Source organism: Arthrobacter celericrescens, from assembly GCF_003614925.1.
GTDB lineage: Bacteria > Actinomycetota > Actinomycetes > Actinomycetales > Micrococcaceae > Arthrobacter > Arthrobacter celericrescens.
The window spans coordinates 70,560-88,780 of the sequence record NZ_QYLP01000015.1; the positions used below are offsets into that span (position 1 = coordinate 70,560).

The following is an 18,221-nucleotide window of genomic DNA, read 5'->3' on the forward strand; positions in this document are numbered from 1 at the left end:
CACCCTACCCGGGTGCACGGACGGACTCAATGGCGTGCCGGTACCGGCTCCTCCGGATTCGATGCCTCCTGCACGCCGGTGATTTGCTTCAGGTGCAGCCCCCTGCAGGGAATCGAGGCCTCCACCAATGCCCGGCTGTGTTCGTGCTTCGGGCCGGCAAAGAAGGCGGCCGTCTCGGCGAGTTCCACCAGGGCCCCCTGGTAGAGCACGGCCACGCGTTGGCACATATGCCGCACCACGTCCATGTCGTGGGTGATCATCAGCAGGCTCAGCCCGCGGTCCCGGTGCAGCCGCCGCAGCAGGTCCAGGATGGTGCGCTGGGTGAGGGCATCCAGCGCGGAGGTGGCCTCGTCACAGATGAGCACCTGCGGCTCCAGCAACAGGGCCCGTGCAATGGTGGCGCGTTGCAGCTGGCCACCCGAGCATTGGGCCGGACGCCTGTCCAGCAGCACGGCCTCGAGCCCCACCTCGGCCAGGACAGCCTTGACGCGCCGTCCGCGCTCCTCAGCCGTGAGCCCGGACCGCAACAGCGGCGCCTCAAGGCTGGACCGCAGGGTGATCCGGGGGTCGAAAGAGCCGTGCGGTTCCTGGAAGACGAGCTGCACCGCCGTCGCCGCGCCCTGCGGACCCTTCGGAAGGTCCCCGTGCAGGGAGATCGTTCCCCGGTCGGCCTTCTCGAGGCCGACGATCAACCGTGCCAGGGTGCTCTTCCCCGAGCCCGACTGGCCCAGGACGCCGAGGATCTCGCCCTTCTTCAGCTCGAGGGAAACCCCTGCGAGGGCTGCTTTGCTTCGCCGGTCCGCGGAGAAGCTCTTGCCGACGGCCTTCAGGGCGAGCATGTCCGATTCGTCCCGTGGCGGGGCAGGCACATCCACGGGCTGGAGATTGGAGGCGTCCAGCAACGACCGGGTGTAGGCGGCCTGGGGGCGTCCGAGGACTTCCCGTGTGGGGCCGGACTCGACCACGCGGCCGGACTCCATCACCAGCACACGGTCCGCGAAGGCGGCAACCGATGCGAGGTTGTGCGTGATGTACAGGATGCCCAGGCCACGTCCGGCACGTTCCCGGTCCAGCAGTTGCAGGATCTGGCGTTCCAGCACTTTGTCCAGGGCCGACGTCGGCTCATCCGCCAGCAGGAAGTCGGGGCGCCCGGCCAGGGCCAGGGCGGTCATGGCGCGTTGGGCCATGCCTCCGGAGAGTTGGTGCGGGTAGCTGCGGGCACCGGCGCGGGGATCGTCGAATCCCACTTCGGCCAGGAGCCCCAGTGCCTTCTCCCGCGCCCTTGCGCCGCGCAGCCCGGCATGGATCCGCAGGGGTTCGAGGAGGTGCCGGCCGATCCTCCGGTTCGGATTGAACATCCGTTTGGGTTGTTGGAAGAGCATGCCGATCCGGCCGCCGCGGATCTTGTCCAGGTCCGTCTCCGGGGCGGTGGTGAGCTCGGTGCTGCCGAGCCGGATGGATCCGGACTCGAGGGCCAGCCGGGCGGGAAGCAGGCCCAGGACCGACATCGCCGTCATGGTCTTGCCGGATCCGGAACCGCCCACCAGTGCCACGAACTCGCCCGGTGCCACGGACAGGCTGACCCCGTCCAGGACGGGCCGGCCCGGGCCGCCGTTGCCGACCCGCAGGCCGTCGATGACCAGTTGCTCAGGCATGGGCTTCCTCCCGTGCCGCAGTGACCGCGGCCTTCTTCGCTGCTCGCTGCCCGATCAGGGTCACGCACAAGGCCACGATGAAGATCGCAAGTCCCGGCGCGATGATACCCATCGGTGCCCGTTCGGCGTAGGGTTGCGCGGCCGCCAGCATCGACCCCCAGTCCGATTGCGGGGGCTGCACGCCGAGCCCCAGGTAGGACAGGGCGCCGACACTGATCAGCAGCTGGCCGAACCTCAGCGTCGCCTGGCCGAGCAGCGGGGCGGCCAGGTGCGGGAGGAGGTGGCGGAAGACAATGAACGACGGCGGGCAGCCCAGCACGCGGGCCGCTTCCACGAAGCCGCGGGCCGAGACGTCGTACGCCAGCGTGCGGGCAAGCCGGGCGAAAGGCGTCCAGCCAGTCACCGTCAGGGCGGCCAGGAGGGGCCAGAAGCCCGTGCCCATGGCCGCCACGATGAACAGGGCCACCACCATTTCCGGGAGCGCGAGCAGCACGTCGTTCGTGCGGGTGAGGAACTCGTCGAGCCAGCCCCGGCGGCGCGCGCTGGCCACCCCGATCACTGTTCCCAGCACGGCGGTGAACACTGTGGCGGCCGCGGCCATGCTCATGGAGAAGCGGCCGCCGTCGAGCACCCGGCTGAGGGTGTCCCGCCCGAGGTGATCCGTTCCGAGCCAATGTTCCGGCCCCGGAGGGGCCAGCCGGACCGCGAGGTTCTGAGCGTCGGGCGCGTAAGGCATCACCAGGGGTGCGGCGGCAACGGCCAGGACGGCGAGCGTGAGGACCGCCAGGGCGGCGCGGTCGATCGTTATGCGCTTACGCAAGGCCCGCACCTGCCTGCGGACTCAGGACACGGTGGACGAAATCGGCGAGGGTGGTGATTCCGACGGCCAGGGCTACCACGACGACCACCCCTCCCTGGGCGAGCGGAATGTCGCTGTTGACCACGGCGTCGTAAAGCAGCCGGCCCATGCCCGGTACGGCGAAGATCACCTCGACGATCACGGAGCCGCCGAGCAGGCCGGCGAACCACACGGCGAACAGCGTGGAGAGGGGAACAAGTCCATTGGGAATGACATGGCTGAGGACGGTGCGGGTCTTTCCCAGCCCGCGGGCCCGGGCAGCGAACACGTGGTCCGAGGAAAGGGCATCGAGCATTCCCGAGCGCACGGCGGCCGTGAAATAGCTGATGGGACGCAGGGCGAGCGTGGCCGCGGGCAGGACCACCGAGGCGGCGTCGTTCCAGCCCGCCGAAGGCAGCACTGCGAGCTTCAGGGCGAAGAGAAGGACCAGCATCGGCGCAAGCCAGTACTCGGGCATGGCGATGAAGGACTGGGTGACGGCGGTGATCAACCGGTCCGTCCGGCGGCCTTGCCTGAGTGCGGCGGCCGTCCCCAACGGCAGCGAAACCAGCACGGCCGTCCCCAGCGCGGCGGCAACAAGGCTCACGGTCACAGCGAGTGCGGGCATGACCTGTTCCGCCACGGGGGTGCGGCTCACGTAGGACAATCCCATGTCTCCGGAGAGGAAACTGCCCAGCCAACGGAGGTACTGGACGAACAGGGGGTCGTGCAGGCCCAGGCTCACGCCCAAGGACTCCACGGTCGAGTCGTCAACCACATCCCCGGCGACGCGGGACCTGATGATCTTCCGCACCGGATCACCCGGGGTGACGTACGGAATCAGGAACACCGCGAACGAGGACAGGAGAACGGCTGCCACAAGGGTCGCCGTTCTCCTGGTCATGAACTTGATCATCGGGTCGGCACTGCTATCAGCCGGACTTCGCGGTCTGTGCGGTCAGGACGTACCGGGCAAGCGGGTCCTGAACGTAGGACTGGACGTTGCTGCGCGCGGCGTCGGTGGCCTGCTCGTTGACGAGCCACAGGTTCACTGCCTGGTCGTCCAGGATTTTTCCGGCCCGGGCGTAGAGCTTGTAGCGCTCCTCGTTGTTTCCGGTCTGCGCGGCCTCGGCGATGAGGCGGTCATACCCGGCGTCGCAGAAGTGGCTGAGGTTGTAGCTTCCCTCACAGCTGTAGTCGGCCGTCAGGAAGCCGGCGGGATCGGCGATGTCGATCAGCCGGTTCCGCTGGCTGAGCAGCATGTCGTACTTGCCGGCCAGGACATCGGGTTCCGCCGCGGCGTACTCCTTGCTCTGGATGGAGACGGGAATGCCGATCTTCTTGAGGTTCTCCTGAACCACCGTGGCAACGTCCGCGAATTCGGCGCGTTCCACGATCGCGATGATCTCCAGGGGCCTGTCGGCGGAGTACCCGGCCGTGGCCAGGAGCTTCTTCGCCGCTTCCAGATCCTGCTTGGGCGGAACGGCACCGTCGATGGCCCACGGCTCGGACGGTGCGAACGGTCCAGACGCCGGCAGGGCCGCGCCTTCGTAGACGCTCGCCGCGAGGGCCTCGAGGTCAAGGGCCGCGCGGAGCGCCTTCCGGACATTGACGTCGTCCAACGGCTTGCGCTTGTTGTTCAGGTAAAGGGTTGCCGTGCGCGGCGAATCGGCCTTGAGGATTTTCACGTCCTTGGCGCTTTCCAACGACGGCAGGCTGGAAACCGGGATGGACAGAGAGATGTCCGCTTCGCCGGTCTGCACCTGGGCCGCGCGGGTGGCGCCGTTGGTGATGAAGCGTACTTCGGCACCGGCCAGCTGGACCTTGCCGCCCCAGTAGTTTTCGTTGCGGTCGAGCGTCAGGGACTGCTTGGGCTTTTCGGACACCGGGGTGAAGGGGCCGGTGCAGTGGCCGAAGGGGTCGACGGAACTGCCCTTGTATGCCGCCGGGGCGAGGATCCCGGTGTTGACGCTCGCGACCCGGTACGGCACCAAGGGGCTTTCCGTGGGAGTGGTCACCCGGATGGTGCCGGCGTCGATCACCTTGACTGCGCTGATGACCTTCTTGTTGAAGGCACGCGCGGGAACGTCGGCATCGAGCACGTGCTTCAGGGAAGCCGCAACGGCTGCCGCCGTCAGGTCCGTGCCGTCCTGGAACTTCACACCCGCCCGGAGGGTGAAGTCCCATTCCAGGGGCGAAACCTGCTTCCAGCTGCTCGCGAGGAACGGCACTACCTTGCCCTGGGCGTGGTCATACTTGGTCAGGGTCTCCAGGCACCCGGAGAGCGAAAGGATGTAGGCGGCATCGGACTCGGGCGCCCAGTCCGCCACAGGGGCCCGGAAGTTGTCCACCACGATCCGCTGGTTCAGGTCCGGCGCCTTGCCAGCGTCGCCGCCCTGGCTGTTGCCGAGGCCGCAGCCGCCGAGGGCAAGCACCGCCGCCACGCCGATGGCCGCACGGGACCCCTTGAATACACGCAAAAGAAAACCGCCTACACAGCCTGCCCGGGGCGAAGACACCGGGCGCACAAAACAAAGACTATTTAGGTTAGCCTTACCTCGGCGGAATCGCGTAGCCGGGAGTTTGGGCGGTGTAACAATTGCACCGCGTGCCGGCCGTGCGTCAGTCCTTCAGCAGGTCCGCGTGCTGGGCGGCCACCACGTTCGGGTGGGCGCGGAGCCGGTACCGGAGGGCGTTGTCGCCGTAGGTTTCCAGGATGGGGCTGTTGGTCGGATCGACGGACAGCCCCCGTGCCCTGGCCTGGAACTCCGAGCTCACAGCCAGCTGCGGCATCCGGGCATCGAGGGCCGGATTGTAGAAGAACGGCAGCGAAATCCGGTCCGTGCCGCGCAGGGGCGAGATCACGCGGTGCAGGGTCGCTTTGAGGTAGCCGTTGGTGGCCAGCTCAAGCATTTCGCCGATGTTCACCACGAAACTGCCCGGCACCTGCGGGGCGTCGATCCAGTTCCCGTCGTGCTCGACCTGCAGGCCGCCCTTGCCCGGTTCCACCAGCAGCAGGGTCAGCACGCCGCCGTCGCGGTGCGAACCCACTCCCTGCTTGGGGTCCGGATCGGACTCCCCGGGGTACCGGACGATCTTCAGCACGGGAAAGGCGCGGGCGGCGAAGGCTTCGTCGAAAGTGTCTTCGGGGGCGCCCAGGGAAACCGCCAACGCCCGCAGCAGGTCCAGGGATACGGCACTCAGCCGGTCCATCCACTCGGCCACGATGCCCCGCATTTCGGGAAGCGCCTCCGGCCACAGGTTGGGTCCCTCAAGGCGCCAGTAATCGGCCACGCCCGGGCCGGCCTGCACCGGCTCACGTTCGACGCCGATGTCGATCTGCTCGCGCCAGTCGACCGCACCGGCGGTCAGTTCGCCGCCCATCCTCGTGTAACCGCGGAACTGCGGGCTGTTGACGTTTTCCAGGGCGAGCTTCTGTTCCTCCGGGAGTCCGAAGAACCGCCGGGACACATCGAGCATCGCGTCGGTGAGGTCCTGGGGAATGCCATGGCCGGACAGATACAGGAAACCGACCTCATGCATGGCGTCCCGGAGCTCGTCGCGGAAGCGGGCCGCCTCCTCAGGGCCAGCCTGCAAGCGGGAAAAATCGAGCACGGGCAAAGTCTCAAGAGCCACTGCGTCATTCCTTTTCGACGGACTTGTCAAGCCGCAGCTTGTAGTGGCTCCAATGTTACGTATCCGCCGCGATGGTGCCTACCGTTCGGACGGGACCTTCAGGCTGCCGTATCTCTCCATCCTGTGCCAGCGCAGGTGCAGCCCGGCCACCGCAGTCACGAGGGAATGGATGACCACCACGTACATGAGCTGCCGGTACACGAACTGCTGGAGCGGAAGGGCCCACAGCGGCCGGAGCGGCTCCTTGTCCAGCCGGAAGGCGTAGGCGGCCATCAGGAACTGCACCAGCAGGAAGCCAAGCCAGAGCGCGGCAATCCGCACCGGGTCGAGGAAGAAGAGCCCGTAGAGCGCAAACACATCGACCACCGGTGCGAACAGGGGAAGCAGCACCTGGAGGACCAGCAAGTACCCGAGGCCGCGCCTGCCGAGCTTGCCGGCGGCTCCGCCCTGCACGACGGCGCGGCGGTGCTTCCACATGGCCTGCAGCGTGCCGTAGCACCAGCGGTACCGCTGCCGCCACAAGGCGCCCAGGGTTGCGGGAGCTTCGGTCCACGCCAGCGCATTGTCCTGGTACACCACCCGCCAGCCGTCCCGGCACAGCGACATGGTGAGGTCGGTGTCTTCGGCGAGGGTGTCCTCGCTGACTCCCCCAATGGCGAAGAGTGCCTCACGCCGGAAGGCGCCGATGGCGCCCGGCACGGTCGGCATGCACTCGGCCAGGTCGAAGAGCCTGCGGTCCAGGTTGAAGCCGACCACATACTCGATGTGCTGCCAGGCGCCGAGGATGCCGCCGCGGTTGACCACCTTGGTGTTGCCGGACACGGCGCCCACCGCAGGATCGGCGAAGGCCTGGATGAGGGCGTGGACCGTGCCGGGTTCGAACACGGTGTCGCCGTCAACCATCACTACGAGATCGTGCGTGGCGGCCGCCAGCCCTGCATTCAGCGCGGAGGGCTTGCCCCCGTTGGCCTGGCGGATGACCTTGACACGGGGAAGCCCGAGTGCCTTCACGAGGTCAGCGGTGCCGTCGGTGGAGCCGTCGTCGACCACGATGATCTCCACCGGATGGGTCGAGGCCGCGATGGAACGCACGGCCGCTTCGATGCCGGCCGCCTCGTTGTACGCGGGGACGATGACGCTGACCGGAGCCGTGACCTCGGGCCGGACGGCGACGTCCGTGCGGCGCCGGCCGCGGCCGCTCGCACGCAGGCGGCGCGCCATCCGGCTGTGGCGTGCGGCGAAGCCGACCACGAGCACGGCGCGGGCAAGCGTCACAACCCCGGCCACCACGAGTGCCCACGAGATGGCCGTGACGACGAAGTCGCTGAGCCGGATGCCCCACACGAAGGCCGTGCCGCTGAGCTGCTCCACCATGGAGGCCTGCCGCATGCTTTCGATGCCGACGGCGGCGCCGACGGTGGTTACCTTGTACCCTTGGGCGGCCCACCGCCCAAGGGTCGCATCCAGGGCGGCGACGGTCTCCGCCCGGTCCCCGCCGCCGTCGTGCATCAGGACCACCTGGCCCTGGGCCCCGGGTGAGGCGAGCTTCTGCTCGATCTCCGCGGCGCCGGGGCTCTGCCAGTCCTTGCTGTCGAGAGTGCTGAACACGCTCAGGTATCCGTCGTCCGCGAGGTCCTGCATTGCCGACCAGGTGCCGTCGTTGACGGCGTCGTTCCCGGAGCTGTACGGCGGACGCAGCAGGGACGCGGCCTGCCCGGTGATCCCGCTGATGACCTTCTGCGCGCCCTGGACTTCGAGCTGCCGGCGCCATTGCGGGGCATTGCCGAGGTCGGCGTGGGTCAGGGTGTGGACACCGATCTCATGGCCCTCGGCAACGATCCGCTTGACCAGGTCCGGGTGGTCGACGGCGGCCGAGCCGACCAGGAAGAAGGTCGCGTGGACGTGGTGTTTCCGGAGGACGTCCAGGATGCGGGGTGTCCACTCGGGGTCGGGTCCGTCGTCGAAGGTCAGCGCGAGGGTGCGCTCCGGTGGGCGGACGGAGTGGACGGCGCCTCCGCGGGCGTCGACCACGGGGCCGCCGCCGCTCACGGTTTTCGGGACGGTGGTGGCGGTCCCGGCGGCTGGCGCGGAGTCGTCGCTGATTCCGGCGAGGTGGTGCGTGTACCCCTGGACGAGCAGGGCGGCAGCTATCGATAGCAGGACGGCGAGCAGGATGAACCAGTGTGCCCTGACGCCGGCCGGAGCCTCGCGCCGGAACGGATGGCGGGCGCTCACGGATGCGCGGGGCTGCTTGGCCGCTTGGCCTGGCCCGGGGCCTCGTCGCGCTTGCCCTGGCTCGTGGCGGCCGGGTCTGCGCTGGGAGCGACAGCGGTGGGTTCGGGCACGCTGGTGGCCGGGCCCGCAGCGGGAACAGCCTCCACCGGGGCTGCCGGTTGCCCGACGGCGGGCGGTGCTGAGGGTTCCGGGGCCGGGGTCCCGTTGCCCGGCGGCTGGGTTTCCTTGGAGGGCGCCGGACGGTCGCCGGCGGCGGGGACCGGAAGCGGCAGGTAGGGCGCTGCAACGTTGGACCCGCCGATGAAGGCGAGCAGCAGCAGGACGAGATATCCGGCTACGAGGGTTGCGGCTGCCAGGCCTGCGATTTTGACTTTCCGCAGGCGCCGCCCCGAGGCGTCCACAAAGATCGGCCCCTGGGGATTCAGGGGCTGGACACGAACGGGGTTTTCTTTAAGATCTGCCATCGGGCATCAATTTTAGCCGATCCGCGCCCCCTCTAAGGGAGAGCTTCCTCCCGGGCCGCCGTGACGGACACCGGCCGCGGTCCGCGCGCCGCCATGGCGCCCGTCGCGGTTAGCCTAGGACCATGGAGTGCAAATGAGCGTCGTCAGCGCGGGCATCCTGTTGTACCGTCGCAACGCAGGCGCCGGCATTGAAGTGTGGATCGCCCATATGGGTGGACCGTTCTGGGCCGGCAAGGAAGCACATGCCTGGTCCCTTCCCAAAGGCGAATACGCCGCCGACGAAGACCCCTGGCTGGCCGCACGGCGCGAGTTCGCAGAGGAGATGGGAACCCCTGCCCCGTCTGCCGACTACTTCCGGCTCGGCGCCTTCCGGCAGCCTTCGGGCAAAGTGATCACGGTCTTCGCGGCCGAGGCAGGCTTCGCGCCGGAAGAGATCCGGAGCAACACCTTTCCCCTGGAATGGCCGAAAGGATCGGGCCGGGTCCAGCACTTCCCCGAGATCGACCGTGCGGCATGGACCTCGGAAGCCCAAGCCCGGACTTTGCTGGTCCGGGGCCAGGTGCCCGTTCTAGACGCACTGTTGGAGCACCTGGCGACCGCGCGCGGGCCGGGCTAAGAGTGGCAGCTAGTTGAGGCTTTGAGGCCGTACGTCCGGGTCCCCCGCCCCGTTCCCCGCGGGCAGCGCCACGGTGAACGTACTTCCCTTTCCGGGCCTGCTGCTGCAGGTGATGCTGCCCCCGTGCCGTTCCACGATGGATTTGGTGATAGACAGTCCGAGCCCGACGCCCGGAATCGACGCCTGGCGGGCCGCGGGGGTCCGGAAGAAGCGGGTGAAGATCCTGGCGGCCTCGTCCTCGGTCATGCCCATGCCGGTGTCACGCACTTCAAGGCGGACCCAGCCCTCGTCCCGCGTGGCGCTGACGCTTACCAGCCCGCCGCCCGGCGAATACTTGATGGCGTTGGAAACCAGGTTGTCCAACGCCTGGCCCAGCCGCAGCGGATCGGCATCTGCCCAGAGCGGCGCCGGCACGTCCGCCACGAGGCCGACGTTGGCGGCGTCCGCTTGGGCGCGGGCCGAACCAAGGCTGTTTTCCACGAGTCCCGCCAGATCCGTCCGCCGCAGTTGCACGCTTTCGACGGACGCGGCCGAGGACAACAGATCCTGAACCAGGACGCGCAGCCGCTCGGCGTTCCGTTCGGCGACCTCCAAGCCCCGCCGCGTTCCTGCCTCGAGTTCCGGGGCGTTGCGCATCACGATGTCGAGGTTGCCGAGGATCGCCGTGAGGGGCCCGCCGAACTCGTGCGAAACGTTCGCGACCAGTTCATCCTTGGCCGCGAGGGCGTTGACGACGTCGGTCAGGTCCCGGTAGAAGACCACCGCGCCGCCGAATCCGCCGTCGACGTCGTTGCTCATCCCGCGGGCGGCAGTGGAGATGGCCCGCTGCTCCGTTCCGGTACCGAACCACAGCAGGTAGTCGGAGTAGGTTTCCCCCTGCACCGCCCGCTTCACGGGGTCCTTTTCAGGCGGGAGCGGTGTGTGGCGGTCCTGGCCGAAAACCAAGCGGTCCCCGTCGGACGGCGCGCTTCCGGTGGGGTCGGCCAGTCCCAGGAAGGCCTTTTGCTGGTTGTTGACCAGCAGCGTTTCGCCCTTGGAATCAATGGCGACAATCCCGACGTCGATGGTGTCCAGGATGGTTTGCAGCAGCGTTTCGCGCTCCCTGCTGGCGGCGAGCAGTTGCCGCAGTGCCCGGTCCCTGTGCTTGACCCGCCGCTCCTGGAGGCGGGCATAGGAACCGGCCAGCCGGATGGAGAGCGCCACCGCAAACATCATGAGCGGCAAGAGGAGCACCGAGGAAATGTCCGACGCCGTGGGGTTGGGCAGGTGCGCAAGGAGGGTCGGCAACGCGATGAGGAAAGGTCCCGCAAAGCTGAGGATGAGGCTCGTCCTGGAAAGCATGCCGGAGGCCGCCAGCCAGATCACTGGAAAAACGGAAAGCACTGTGAGGCCCGGGATCACGCTGAACGCGCCGTTCCGGGTAAAACACAGGGCCAGCAAATCCAGGATGGGAATGGCCAGGCTTGCCTTTGGTTCGAGGCGCTCCCAGGGAATCAGCAGGCAGCCAAGGAACAGGATTCCGTGGAGGACTACCCCGGTGACGAACACCCAGTTCTGGAGCAGGCCCGGCCAAAGGGAGGGCGCCGCAATCACCAGGCCGCCGACGATGATGGTCAGCGGTAATTCAGAGACAGCCACGCGCGCCCGCGGCCTGAGTTTCCTGAAGAAACGGCCGGCGGTGCGGAGAATAGCCTGCTCACTCAAGGCAGGACCTTTCGTAGGCGAAACCGTTGGGGGGAATTGCTACTTCGGGCGATTGTAGCAACGGCGGTTCCAGGAACAAGGACCCTTGCAGGAAGAATTCGCATCCGCCGTCGTGCAGACCGCCGGAAATGTCGGCCTTGCGCAGCGGACCTGGACCTTTGACTCGGAACATAATCCACATATTAGGTGCGAATAAACTTCGATGCTTGTATCGTTGCTATTCGGAGACACCCCCGCATTGCGCTGGGCGGTGCGGCGGTGTCGCCAACTCGAGGATATACATGAGCGAGCCTGGGGTAGCTGTAGTCATCGAGGATGACGAAGACGTCCGGAATTTGGTTGACGCCATCCTCAAGGAGGCCGGTTTTGTGGTGCACTCCGCCGCGACCGGCCGCGAAGGCGTGGAAGTCGTACGACATCAACAGGCGGCAATTGTCACCCTGGATATCGGGCTTCCGGACATGGACGGCCATGAAGTCCTGCGCCGCATCCGGCAATTCAGCGACGCCTATGTGCTGATGCTGACGGCCAGGCAGGACGAGAGCGAGACGCTGACGGCGTTCCTCACCGGCGCCGACGACTACGTCAGGAAGCCGTTCCTTCCCCGCGAACTGCGGGCCCGGGTCACCGCCATGATGCGCCGGCCCCGCGCCGCGTCCCCGGCCACTGCGGCGGAGTTCCGCGAAGCATTGCCCGACGGCGGCCGGAGCGGCCGGGATGCATCCCGGCCGGACCGCCCTGATGACGCGGTGATCAGGCACAACGGGCTCGCGCTCAACTACAAGACCAGGACGGTTACGCTCGAGGGTTCTGCCTTGAACCTGACAAGGAGCGAATTCGACCTGCTGGTCGACATCCTGCGCGGCAAGGGCGCAGTACGGACGAGGACGGACCTGGTCAGGGCGGCCCGCGGCGATTACTACGAGGCCGACGCGTATATCGGCGAGGCCGACGAAAGGGCAGTCGAAACCCATATCGGCAACCTTCGCCGGAAGCTCCGCGAAGATCCGCAATCGCCGCGTTTCCTGGTGACGGTGCGGGGCATCGGATACCGGCTTGCTCCAGAACGGTCGGATTAGCCGGCACCTGTTGCGGCGTTATTCATTCCGGAGAACGTAACTGCCCCGCAGTTCAAGGACCGTGGCACGGCCGCATTCCGCCACGGCGGCGAGCAATGAGCCCGTGTCCTTCAAGTCGCCGTTCCGGATGCGCTCCTCGAATTGTCCCGCCAACAACGCCAGCCGGACACCTCCGACCATTGTTGACGAGGTTTTGAGGCTGAGGACGGCTTCCATTGCCCCGGCGGCGTCACCGCGTTCCACCGCACCGGCAAGGACTTCGTAGCGAAGGGTCCAGAGTTTAGCGAAATCGCTGGCAAAACTGCGGGCAATGAGCGGATTGTCCAGTTGGTCCTCCAGGAGCTGGAAAACCGCGAGATCCAATATGGGCTGCGCCGACCCGGCGGGAGTCGGCACCCTTGAATCGTCGATGGAACCCGTACGCACGGGTTGCACATCTCCGGTTTCGCTGGTCCCTGGACTGGACATAGCTCAATGCTACTTTCTGAATTCCGGCAAAACGGTTCTTGTGGTTTTCCTGAGGAAATCTTAAGTCTTCTGGTTTTAGGGGACTTTTGAGGGCCACCCGATTCCAGTACCGCAAATGTCCGGCTCAGCCGCCGCTGAAGGTCGTGATGGTGTTGATGACAGCCGGGCCGAGGATCGCGATGAACAGCACGGGAAAAATGAAGAACAGCAGGGGGAAGAGGATCATCACCGGAAGCTTCATGGCCTTCTCCTCGGCGCGCTGGCGGCGCTTGACCCGCATGACCTTCGCCTGGACCCGGAGGACACGGCTGATGGCGATGCCGTAGGTGTCCGCCTGGATCACGGCCTGTACAAAGCTCCGGAGTTCCGGAACGTTGGAGCGCTCCGCCAGGGCCAGGTAGGACTCGCGGCGGCTGCGGCCCACCTGCATGTCCTGGAGCGTGCGCACCAGTTCCTCGGCCAGCGGGCCCTTCCCGTTTTCACCGGCCCGGGCCATGGCACCTTCGAAACCGAGGCCGGCCTCGACCGAGATCAGCATCTGGTCCATGGTGTTGGCCAGTTCCAACTGCATGGTCTTCTGCCGTTCCTGTCCCTTGCTGTACAGCATCAGGTCCGGAATGAAGTAGCCCAGCAGCACCACGAAGATCCCCACGAGCTTCATGATCCCGCTGTTGCTGCTGCTGCCGATGTAGAAGCCAAGCAGCGCGCCGCACAAGGCGAGCACAGGTTTGGCCGCGAGGACCCGCCCCAGCGGAAGGGACGGGGGCCGGCCGGCCAGGGAGAGCAGACGGTCCAGCTTCTGGGCATAACTTCCGGGAGTCAGCCTGTGCCCGAGGCTGTCGAGCGCGCTGCCGCGGCGTTGCGGACCGACGTCGACGGCGGCTCGCCCTCGCGCCAGCAGCTCCCGGACGGAACGCCGGGTGCTGCGGTCCACCGACAGGACCGACCACGCAAGGTAGGCGAGCGGCACCGGTACCAGCAGCAGGGACAGAAGGAGCAGGGAATTCACGGTTCACCTCAGAATTTCAGGTCGATGATCTTGCGCATCCAGAGTCCGCCGATGGTCATGAGGACGGCCGATGCCGCGACCATGCCCCAGCCGAGCGGGTTGGTGAACATCACATTCATGTAGCCGGGATTCACCACCATGAGCAACGTGGTGATGCCGAAGGGAAGGGCCATCAGGATGTATCCGGAGAACTTTCCTTCCGCCGCGAGGGCCTTGATGTGGCCCTTGATTTCGCTGCGCTCCCGGATGGTTTCGTTGACCTGGTCCAGCACTTCGGCCAGGTTGCCGCCCACTTCGCGGTTGATCTGGATGGCCTGGGCGATCCATACGAAGTCCTCGCTGCGCATCCGCTCCGCGGTGTCGTTGAGCGAGGCCTGGAGTTCCCGGCCCAGGCTGGTTTCGGTGATGATGCGGCGCATTTCCTCGGCGGTCGGACTGATCGATTCGGTGGCGGCGGCGTCGATCGCGCGCAGGATGCTGTGCCCGGCGCGCAGGCCGCCGGACAGCAGCTGCAGCGTGTCCCCGAGCTGCTCGTCGAACTTCGCGCGCCTCTTGCCGGTCCGGACTCTGAGGACGAGCTTCGCCACGAAGGGCGCCAGGATGAAGAAGAGCACGGCGAGCAGGATTCCGCCGGCAACAACGCCGATCAGGGCGCCCACGAACGCGCCCGCGAGCACGAGGATGAAGAACTCGGCCTGGCTCGTCCGCAGCCCGGCGTTCTCCAGTTCTTCCCGGTTGAACAACCGCACATTGCGGCGCACCAGGACCCCGTGGATGGCGCCGGAGGCGGAGCCTGCAAAGCGTGTCAGCTGGGAACCGGCGTCTGCCCGGTAGGGCCGCCGCCGGTCCAGGGGAACCCCGGGGCTCTTGGGCAGGATCACCGCGACGCTGAACAGCACGATGGCTGAAAGCATGAAGGCCGTGCCTGTCAGGAGGATCATGGCCTGCTCACGCCCTCGCGGCCGATGCCAGCGGCGCGGCGAAGACCTCGGGGGAAACGTGGATGCCCAGGTCGTTGAAGCGGTCGATGAACCGGGGCCGGATGCCGGTGGACACCGGCCTGCCCAGGAATGTCCCGTGGGCATCCACACCCGCGGAGTAGTCGAAGACGAAGGCGTCCTGCAGGGTGACCACCTCCCCTTCCATGCCCTGGACCTCTGTCACATGCGTGATCCGGCGCGTACCGTCGCGCAGGCGGGAGATCTGGACGATGAGGTTCACGGCGGAGGCGATCTGTTCGCGGATCGCCCGCAGCGGCAGGTCCATGCCCGCCATGAGGACCAGGGTTTCAAGGCGCGCCACCGCGTCACGCGGCGAGTTCGAGTGAACCGTGGACAGCGAACCGTCGTGGCCGGTGTTCATGGCCTGCAGCATGTCCAGGGACTCCCCGCCGCGGACCTCGCCGACGACGATCCTGTCCGGCCGCATGCGCAGCGAGTTCCGCAGGAGTTCCCGGATGGTGACCTCGCCCTTGCCCTCGGTGTTCGGGGGCCGGCTTTCGAGCCTCACCACGTGGCGCTGCTGGATCTGCAGCTCCACGGCGTCCTCGATGGTGACGATGCGGTTGTCATCGGGGATGAAGGAGGACAGGACATTGAGCAGGGTGGTCTTTCCGGTGCCGGTGCCGCCGGACACGATGATGTTCAGTTTCGCCTTGACGCAGGCGTTGAGGAGTTCGGCCATTTCGGGTGTAAGCGTGCCGAAGTCGATCAGGTTCCGGACGGTCAGCGGCACCTTGCTGAACTTCCGGATCGTCAGGGACGAACCGCCGACGGCGAGCGGCGGGATCACGGCGTTGACGCGGGATCCGTCTTCGAGGCGCGCGTCGACGAGCGGGGACGATTCGTCGATCCGGCGCCCGACCTTGGACACGATCCGCTCAATCACCCGCCGGAGGTGCTCTTCGGAGCTGAAACCTGAGTCCGTCAGGGTGAGCCTGCCTTTCCGTTCGACGTAGATCTGGTCCATCCTGTTGACCATGATTTCCGTGATGTCCGGGTCGTCCAGGAGGCGCTGGAGCGGCCCGTAGCCGAGGACGTCGTCCGCGACGTCTCCCACGAGGCGGCTCCGCTCCTCGGCGGACAGCGGAACCTGCTCGGCGTCAACGATCCGGATCAGTTCTTCGCGGGCCGTCGCCCGGAGCTCGTGTTCGCTCAGCGCCGAGTCGTTGAACCGGGCACCCAGCCGCTCGAACAACGCCGTTGCGGCCCGCGCCTTGAGCGCGGCGAAGGCATCCACCGGTTGCTGGACCTTGGGCTTGCCCTGGTCCGAGTGCTCAGAGAGCTTCAGGGATGTGTGCGTCTTGACGGGTCCGGCGGACGCGGATCCCGGACCGGACTGGGCCGGACCCGCTGCGCGGCGGCCCGGTTCAGAGCGGGCAGGGGCCGACTGGGTCGATAGGGCCTGGGTCTGGGTCGATGGGGTCTGGGTCGATGGGGCCAACGCCGAAGGGCTCGGTGCGGGGCGGCCCAGGGCGGAACGGCTGTCCGCCTGGCCGGCACCGAAGGGACCGCCCGCCTTGTCCTCGGCGGCGCGCAGCCGCTGGGAGAGTTTCACCTAGACCACCACCCTTCTGTGCAGTTGGCGCTGCGTGGTGGCACGCCACGCCGGATTGAAGCGTTCAACGAGTTGTTTGAGGCCCTTCACGGCCGGGTCCTTCACCGCTTCCTGGAGCACAGGGACGCCGCGGTTGGTGGAAAGCGCAACGGCCTTCGACCGGGGAAGGCTCACATCGACAGGGGCGCCGATGTTTGCCTCGACGTCCTGCACCGACAGGCCGGCCTTCGAATCAGCCATGTTGAGCACCACATGGCGGGTTTCCGGCAGCAGGTCCAGCTTCCGGAGGATGTCCAGGCCGGAGCGGAGACCGCGGACGCTTGGGACGTCCATGCCCGTGACCCACACGGCGTCTGTGCACTGTTCGAGCGCGGCAAGGCCAACTTCGGGCAGTCCCGGCGCGGTGTCCACCACCACGTACTGGAACTCCTCCGCCAGCTGTTCGAGCAGCCGGCTGACCTGTTCCGGCGTGATTTCGTCAGCCTCCACCGGGTCCTTGGGGGCGCACAGGGCGTAGATGCCGGCCGGGTGGACGCTGAGGAACGCCTTGAGCACCAGGGAATCCTGGCTTGCCGACGGCGTGACGGCGTCGGTGACCGTGTGTTCCGGGTTGAGGTACAGCCCAGAGGCGACGTCGCCGAACTGCAGGTCCAGGTCCACGATCACCACGCTCATCGGGGCGATCTTGCCCAGGCCCACGGCAATGTTCGTGGCGATGGTGGTCTTGCCCACCCCGCCCTTGGGCGAAAAGACGCCGATCACCATGCCCTTGGGTGTGTGGGCCTGCTTCGGTTCCAGGGTGCGCTGGCGGCTGGCGAAGGACTGGCACGCGCGCTCCAGCATGATGCGGATCTGGGCGATGTCCGCGGCAGGGCTCATGATGTCGCGGATGCCCGATCGCATCGCCTGCAGGACGAACCCGGATTCGGGCTCGGTGACGAGGATGACGCTCAGCTCCGGTGCCCGGACGTCGAGGACCGTGGCCAGGCGCAAGGCCTCCTCCACGGGAACCTCGGGTCCCAGGATCAGCACTTCGAACTGTTCCTGGTTGAGGGCACCGAACAGCTCGGAGGGGTCGGCTGGCAGGACGTTGGTGAAGAAGGTCTGCACGCTTCCGGGCAGCCCGCCCGCCACGGCCTGGCGCACCCGCTGGTCGAATTCGGCATCCGGGGTGATGAGGACAAAGCGGCTCATTTGAAGACCTCCTTCCCGTCGATGATCCTGGGTCCGTTGACTTTCGCGCTCAGCGGCTCCTTGCTGAGCCAGATCTTGGCGAACTCGTTGCCGTACACGATCTTCGCCGCGTCCACATCGTTGACGGCCACGGTCAGCAGGAGGAGGCCGTTCGGAAGGGCGGTGTCCGCCGGGTCCGCAGCGGGCGCACCCTGGCTCGGGGCCGGTGTCGGCTGCGTGGCCGCAGCCTGCGGCGCGCGCTGGACCGCCGTCACGAGGACCTTGTGGATGACCAGCTTGGTTGCCTGCGAATTGTCCCCGTCCTTACCGCCCGTCTGGGAGATGAACACGCCGATATGGTCACCGGGGGCCAGGCGGCCCCCGACAACCCGTTGGGGCTCCAGCTGGAAGGAGACCTCCTGGAGGCCTGCAGGCACGGTGACGCTGCCCGGCGTCTTGAGCTCCTCCGGGGCGACCAGCCGCTCGGCGACGAGCGTCTCGCCGGGGATCAGGTCCACCGCGGCCACCTTGCCGGCGGCGTCACCCAGGGTGTGCAGCGCCGTTTTCGGAACAGCCGATGCGGGCAACTGCTGCGTGGCCAGCGAGGCCTTCATGGCCTCCACGGGCGTACCGGCGGGAACCGCCGCCTTGACGATCAGGACGTCGACCGGCGTGAGGTTCTGCACCGCACGCTGGTCGGCAGCCTGGGCGTATGAGAAGACGAGGATCACTCCGATGACGGCGAGCAGCGCAGCTGCGGATCCGGCCAACAAGCGGGACTTCACTTG

Annotated in this window: 16 protein-coding genes; 2 read left to right on the top strand and 14 right to left on the bottom strand. The window is 67.2% G+C overall.

The window, feature by feature from the left end:
- Positions 1-26: 26 nt before the first annotated feature.
- The 7 genes from D3654_RS02520 to D3654_RS02550 form a co-directional block, all read right to left on the bottom strand.
- Positions 27-1,655, bottom strand: coding sequence for an ATP-binding cassette domain-containing protein (locus D3654_RS02520; protein ID WP_120519957.1), 1,629 nt, complete (start codon positions 1,653-1,655; stop codon positions 27-29).
- On the bottom strand, positions 1,648-2,475 hold the full coding sequence (locus tag D3654_RS02525) for an ABC transporter permease (RefSeq protein WP_425359384.1): 828 nt from the start codon (positions 2,473-2,475) through the stop codon (positions 1,648-1,650). The genes D3654_RS02520 and D3654_RS02525 overlap by 8 nt, the downstream gene beginning before the upstream one ends.
- The gene (locus D3654_RS02530) at positions 2,468-3,409 is read right to left on the bottom strand and encodes an ABC transporter permease subunit (RefSeq protein ID WP_120519959.1); all 942 of its coding nucleotides are present in this window, start codon (positions 3,407-3,409) and stop codon (positions 2,468-2,470) included. The genes D3654_RS02525 and D3654_RS02530 overlap by 8 nt, the downstream gene beginning before the upstream one ends.
- Positions 3,410-3,425: 16 nt before the next feature.
- Complete coding sequence (locus D3654_RS02535) at positions 3,426-4,973, bottom strand: ABC transporter substrate-binding protein (RefSeq protein WP_205571710.1); 1,548 nt, start codon at positions 4,971-4,973, stop codon at positions 3,426-3,428.
- Between the two features lie 142 nt (positions 4,974-5,115).
- Positions 5,116-6,129, bottom strand: a complete 1,014-nt coding sequence (locus D3654_RS02540) for an isopenicillin N synthase family dioxygenase (RefSeq protein ID WP_120519961.1) — start codon at positions 6,127-6,129, stop codon at positions 5,116-5,118.
- Between the two features lie 78 nt (positions 6,130-6,207).
- Positions 6,208-8,364 (bottom strand): bifunctional polysaccharide deacetylase/glycosyltransferase family 2 protein, encoded by a 2,157-nt coding sequence (locus D3654_RS02545; RefSeq protein WP_205571711.1) that lies wholly within the window; start codon positions 8,362-8,364, stop codon positions 6,208-6,210.
- Positions 8,361-8,828, bottom strand: a complete 468-nt coding sequence (locus D3654_RS02550) for a hypothetical protein (RefSeq protein ID WP_162943597.1) — start codon at positions 8,826-8,828, stop codon at positions 8,361-8,363. Before D3654_RS02550 ends, D3654_RS02545 begins: the two co-directional genes overlap by 4 nt.
- Positions 8,829-8,961: 133 nt before the next feature.
- Between D3654_RS02550 and D3654_RS02555 the strand changes: the two genes are divergently transcribed.
- Positions 8,962-9,444, top strand: a complete 483-nt coding sequence (locus D3654_RS02555; RefSeq protein ID WP_120519963.1) for an NUDIX hydrolase — start codon at positions 8,962-8,964, stop codon at positions 9,442-9,444.
- Between the two features lie 9 nt (positions 9,445-9,453).
- Here the strand turns inward: D3654_RS02555 and D3654_RS02560 are convergent, their stop codons facing one another.
- The gene (locus D3654_RS02560; protein ID WP_120519964.1) at positions 9,454-11,148 is read right to left on the bottom strand and encodes a sensor histidine kinase; all 1,695 of its coding nucleotides are present in this window, start codon (positions 11,146-11,148) and stop codon (positions 9,454-9,456) included.
- Between the two features lie 281 nt (positions 11,149-11,429).
- Here D3654_RS02560 and D3654_RS02565 point away from each other — a divergent pair, with 281 nt between their 5' ends.
- Positions 11,430-12,227 carry a response regulator transcription factor gene (locus D3654_RS02565; protein WP_120519965.1) on the top strand — a complete coding sequence of 266 codons (798 nt, stop codon included), beginning with the start codon at positions 11,430-11,432 and terminating at the stop codon, positions 12,225-12,227.
- An 18-nt stretch (positions 12,228-12,245) separates the two neighbouring features.
- Here the strand turns inward: D3654_RS02565 and D3654_RS02570 are convergent, their stop codons facing one another.
- The 6 genes from D3654_RS02570 to cpaB all read right to left on the bottom strand — a co-directional run bounded on the left by D3654_RS02570 (position 12,246) and on the right by cpaB (position 18,218).
- Entirely contained in the window at positions 12,246-12,695 is a 450-nt protein-coding gene (locus D3654_RS02570; RefSeq protein ID WP_162943598.1) for an Hpt domain-containing protein, read from the bottom strand.
- Positions 12,696-12,819: 124 nt separating this feature from the next.
- Complete coding sequence (locus D3654_RS02575; RefSeq protein WP_120519967.1) at positions 12,820-13,704, bottom strand: type II secretion system F family protein; 885 nt, start codon at positions 13,702-13,704, stop codon at positions 12,820-12,822.
- 8 nt (positions 13,705-13,712) lie between these two features.
- The gene (locus tag D3654_RS02580; protein WP_120519968.1) at positions 13,713-14,645 is read right to left on the bottom strand and encodes a type II secretion system F family protein; all 933 of its coding nucleotides are present in this window, start codon (positions 14,643-14,645) and stop codon (positions 13,713-13,715) included.
- A 7-nt stretch (positions 14,646-14,652) separates the two neighbouring features.
- Entirely contained in the window at positions 14,653-16,260 is a 1,608-nt protein-coding gene (locus D3654_RS02585; protein ID WP_425359385.1) for a TadA family conjugal transfer-associated ATPase, read from the bottom strand.
- Positions 16,261-17,454, bottom strand: a complete 1,194-nt coding sequence (locus tag D3654_RS02590) for a CpaE/TadZ family protein (protein WP_120519969.1) — start codon at positions 17,452-17,454, stop codon at positions 16,261-16,263.
- Positions 17,451-18,218: a Flp pilus assembly protein CpaB gene (gene cpaB / locus D3654_RS02595; RefSeq protein WP_205571712.1), complete on the bottom strand. Its 768-nt coding sequence runs from the start codon at positions 18,216-18,218 to the stop codon at positions 17,451-17,453. Before cpaB ends, D3654_RS02590 begins: the two co-directional genes overlap by 4 nt.
- Between the last annotated feature and the right edge of the window lie 3 nt (positions 18,219-18,221).

Coding starts and splice junctions, on each gene's coding strand:
- D3654_RS02520 (WP_120519957.1), bottom strand. CDS start 1,655: ATGCCTGAGCAACTGGTCATCGACGGCCTGCGGGTCGGCAACGGCGGC.
- D3654_RS02530 (WP_120519959.1), bottom strand. CDS start 3,409: ATGATCAAGTTCATGACCAGGAGAACGGCGACCCTTGTGGCAGCCGTT.
- D3654_RS02550 (WP_162943597.1), bottom strand. CDS start 8,828: ATGGCAGATCTTAAAGAAAACCCCGTTCGTGTCCAGCCCCTGAATCCC.
- D3654_RS02555 (WP_120519963.1), top strand. CDS start 8,962: ATGAGCGTCGTCAGCGCGGGCATCCTGTTGTACCGTCGCAACGCAGGC.
- D3654_RS02565 (WP_120519965.1), top strand. CDS start 11,430: ATGAGCGAGCCTGGGGTAGCTGTAGTCATCGAGGATGACGAAGACGTC.
- D3654_RS02570 (WP_162943598.1), bottom strand. CDS start 12,695: ATGTCCAGTCCAGGGACCAGCGAAACCGGAGATGTGCAACCCGTGCGT.
- D3654_RS02580 (WP_120519968.1), bottom strand. CDS start 14,645: ATGATCCTCCTGACAGGCACGGCCTTCATGCTTTCAGCCATCGTGCTG.
- D3654_RS02590 (WP_120519969.1), bottom strand. CDS start 17,454: ATGAGCCGCTTTGTCCTCATCACCCCGGATGCCGAATTCGACCAGCGG.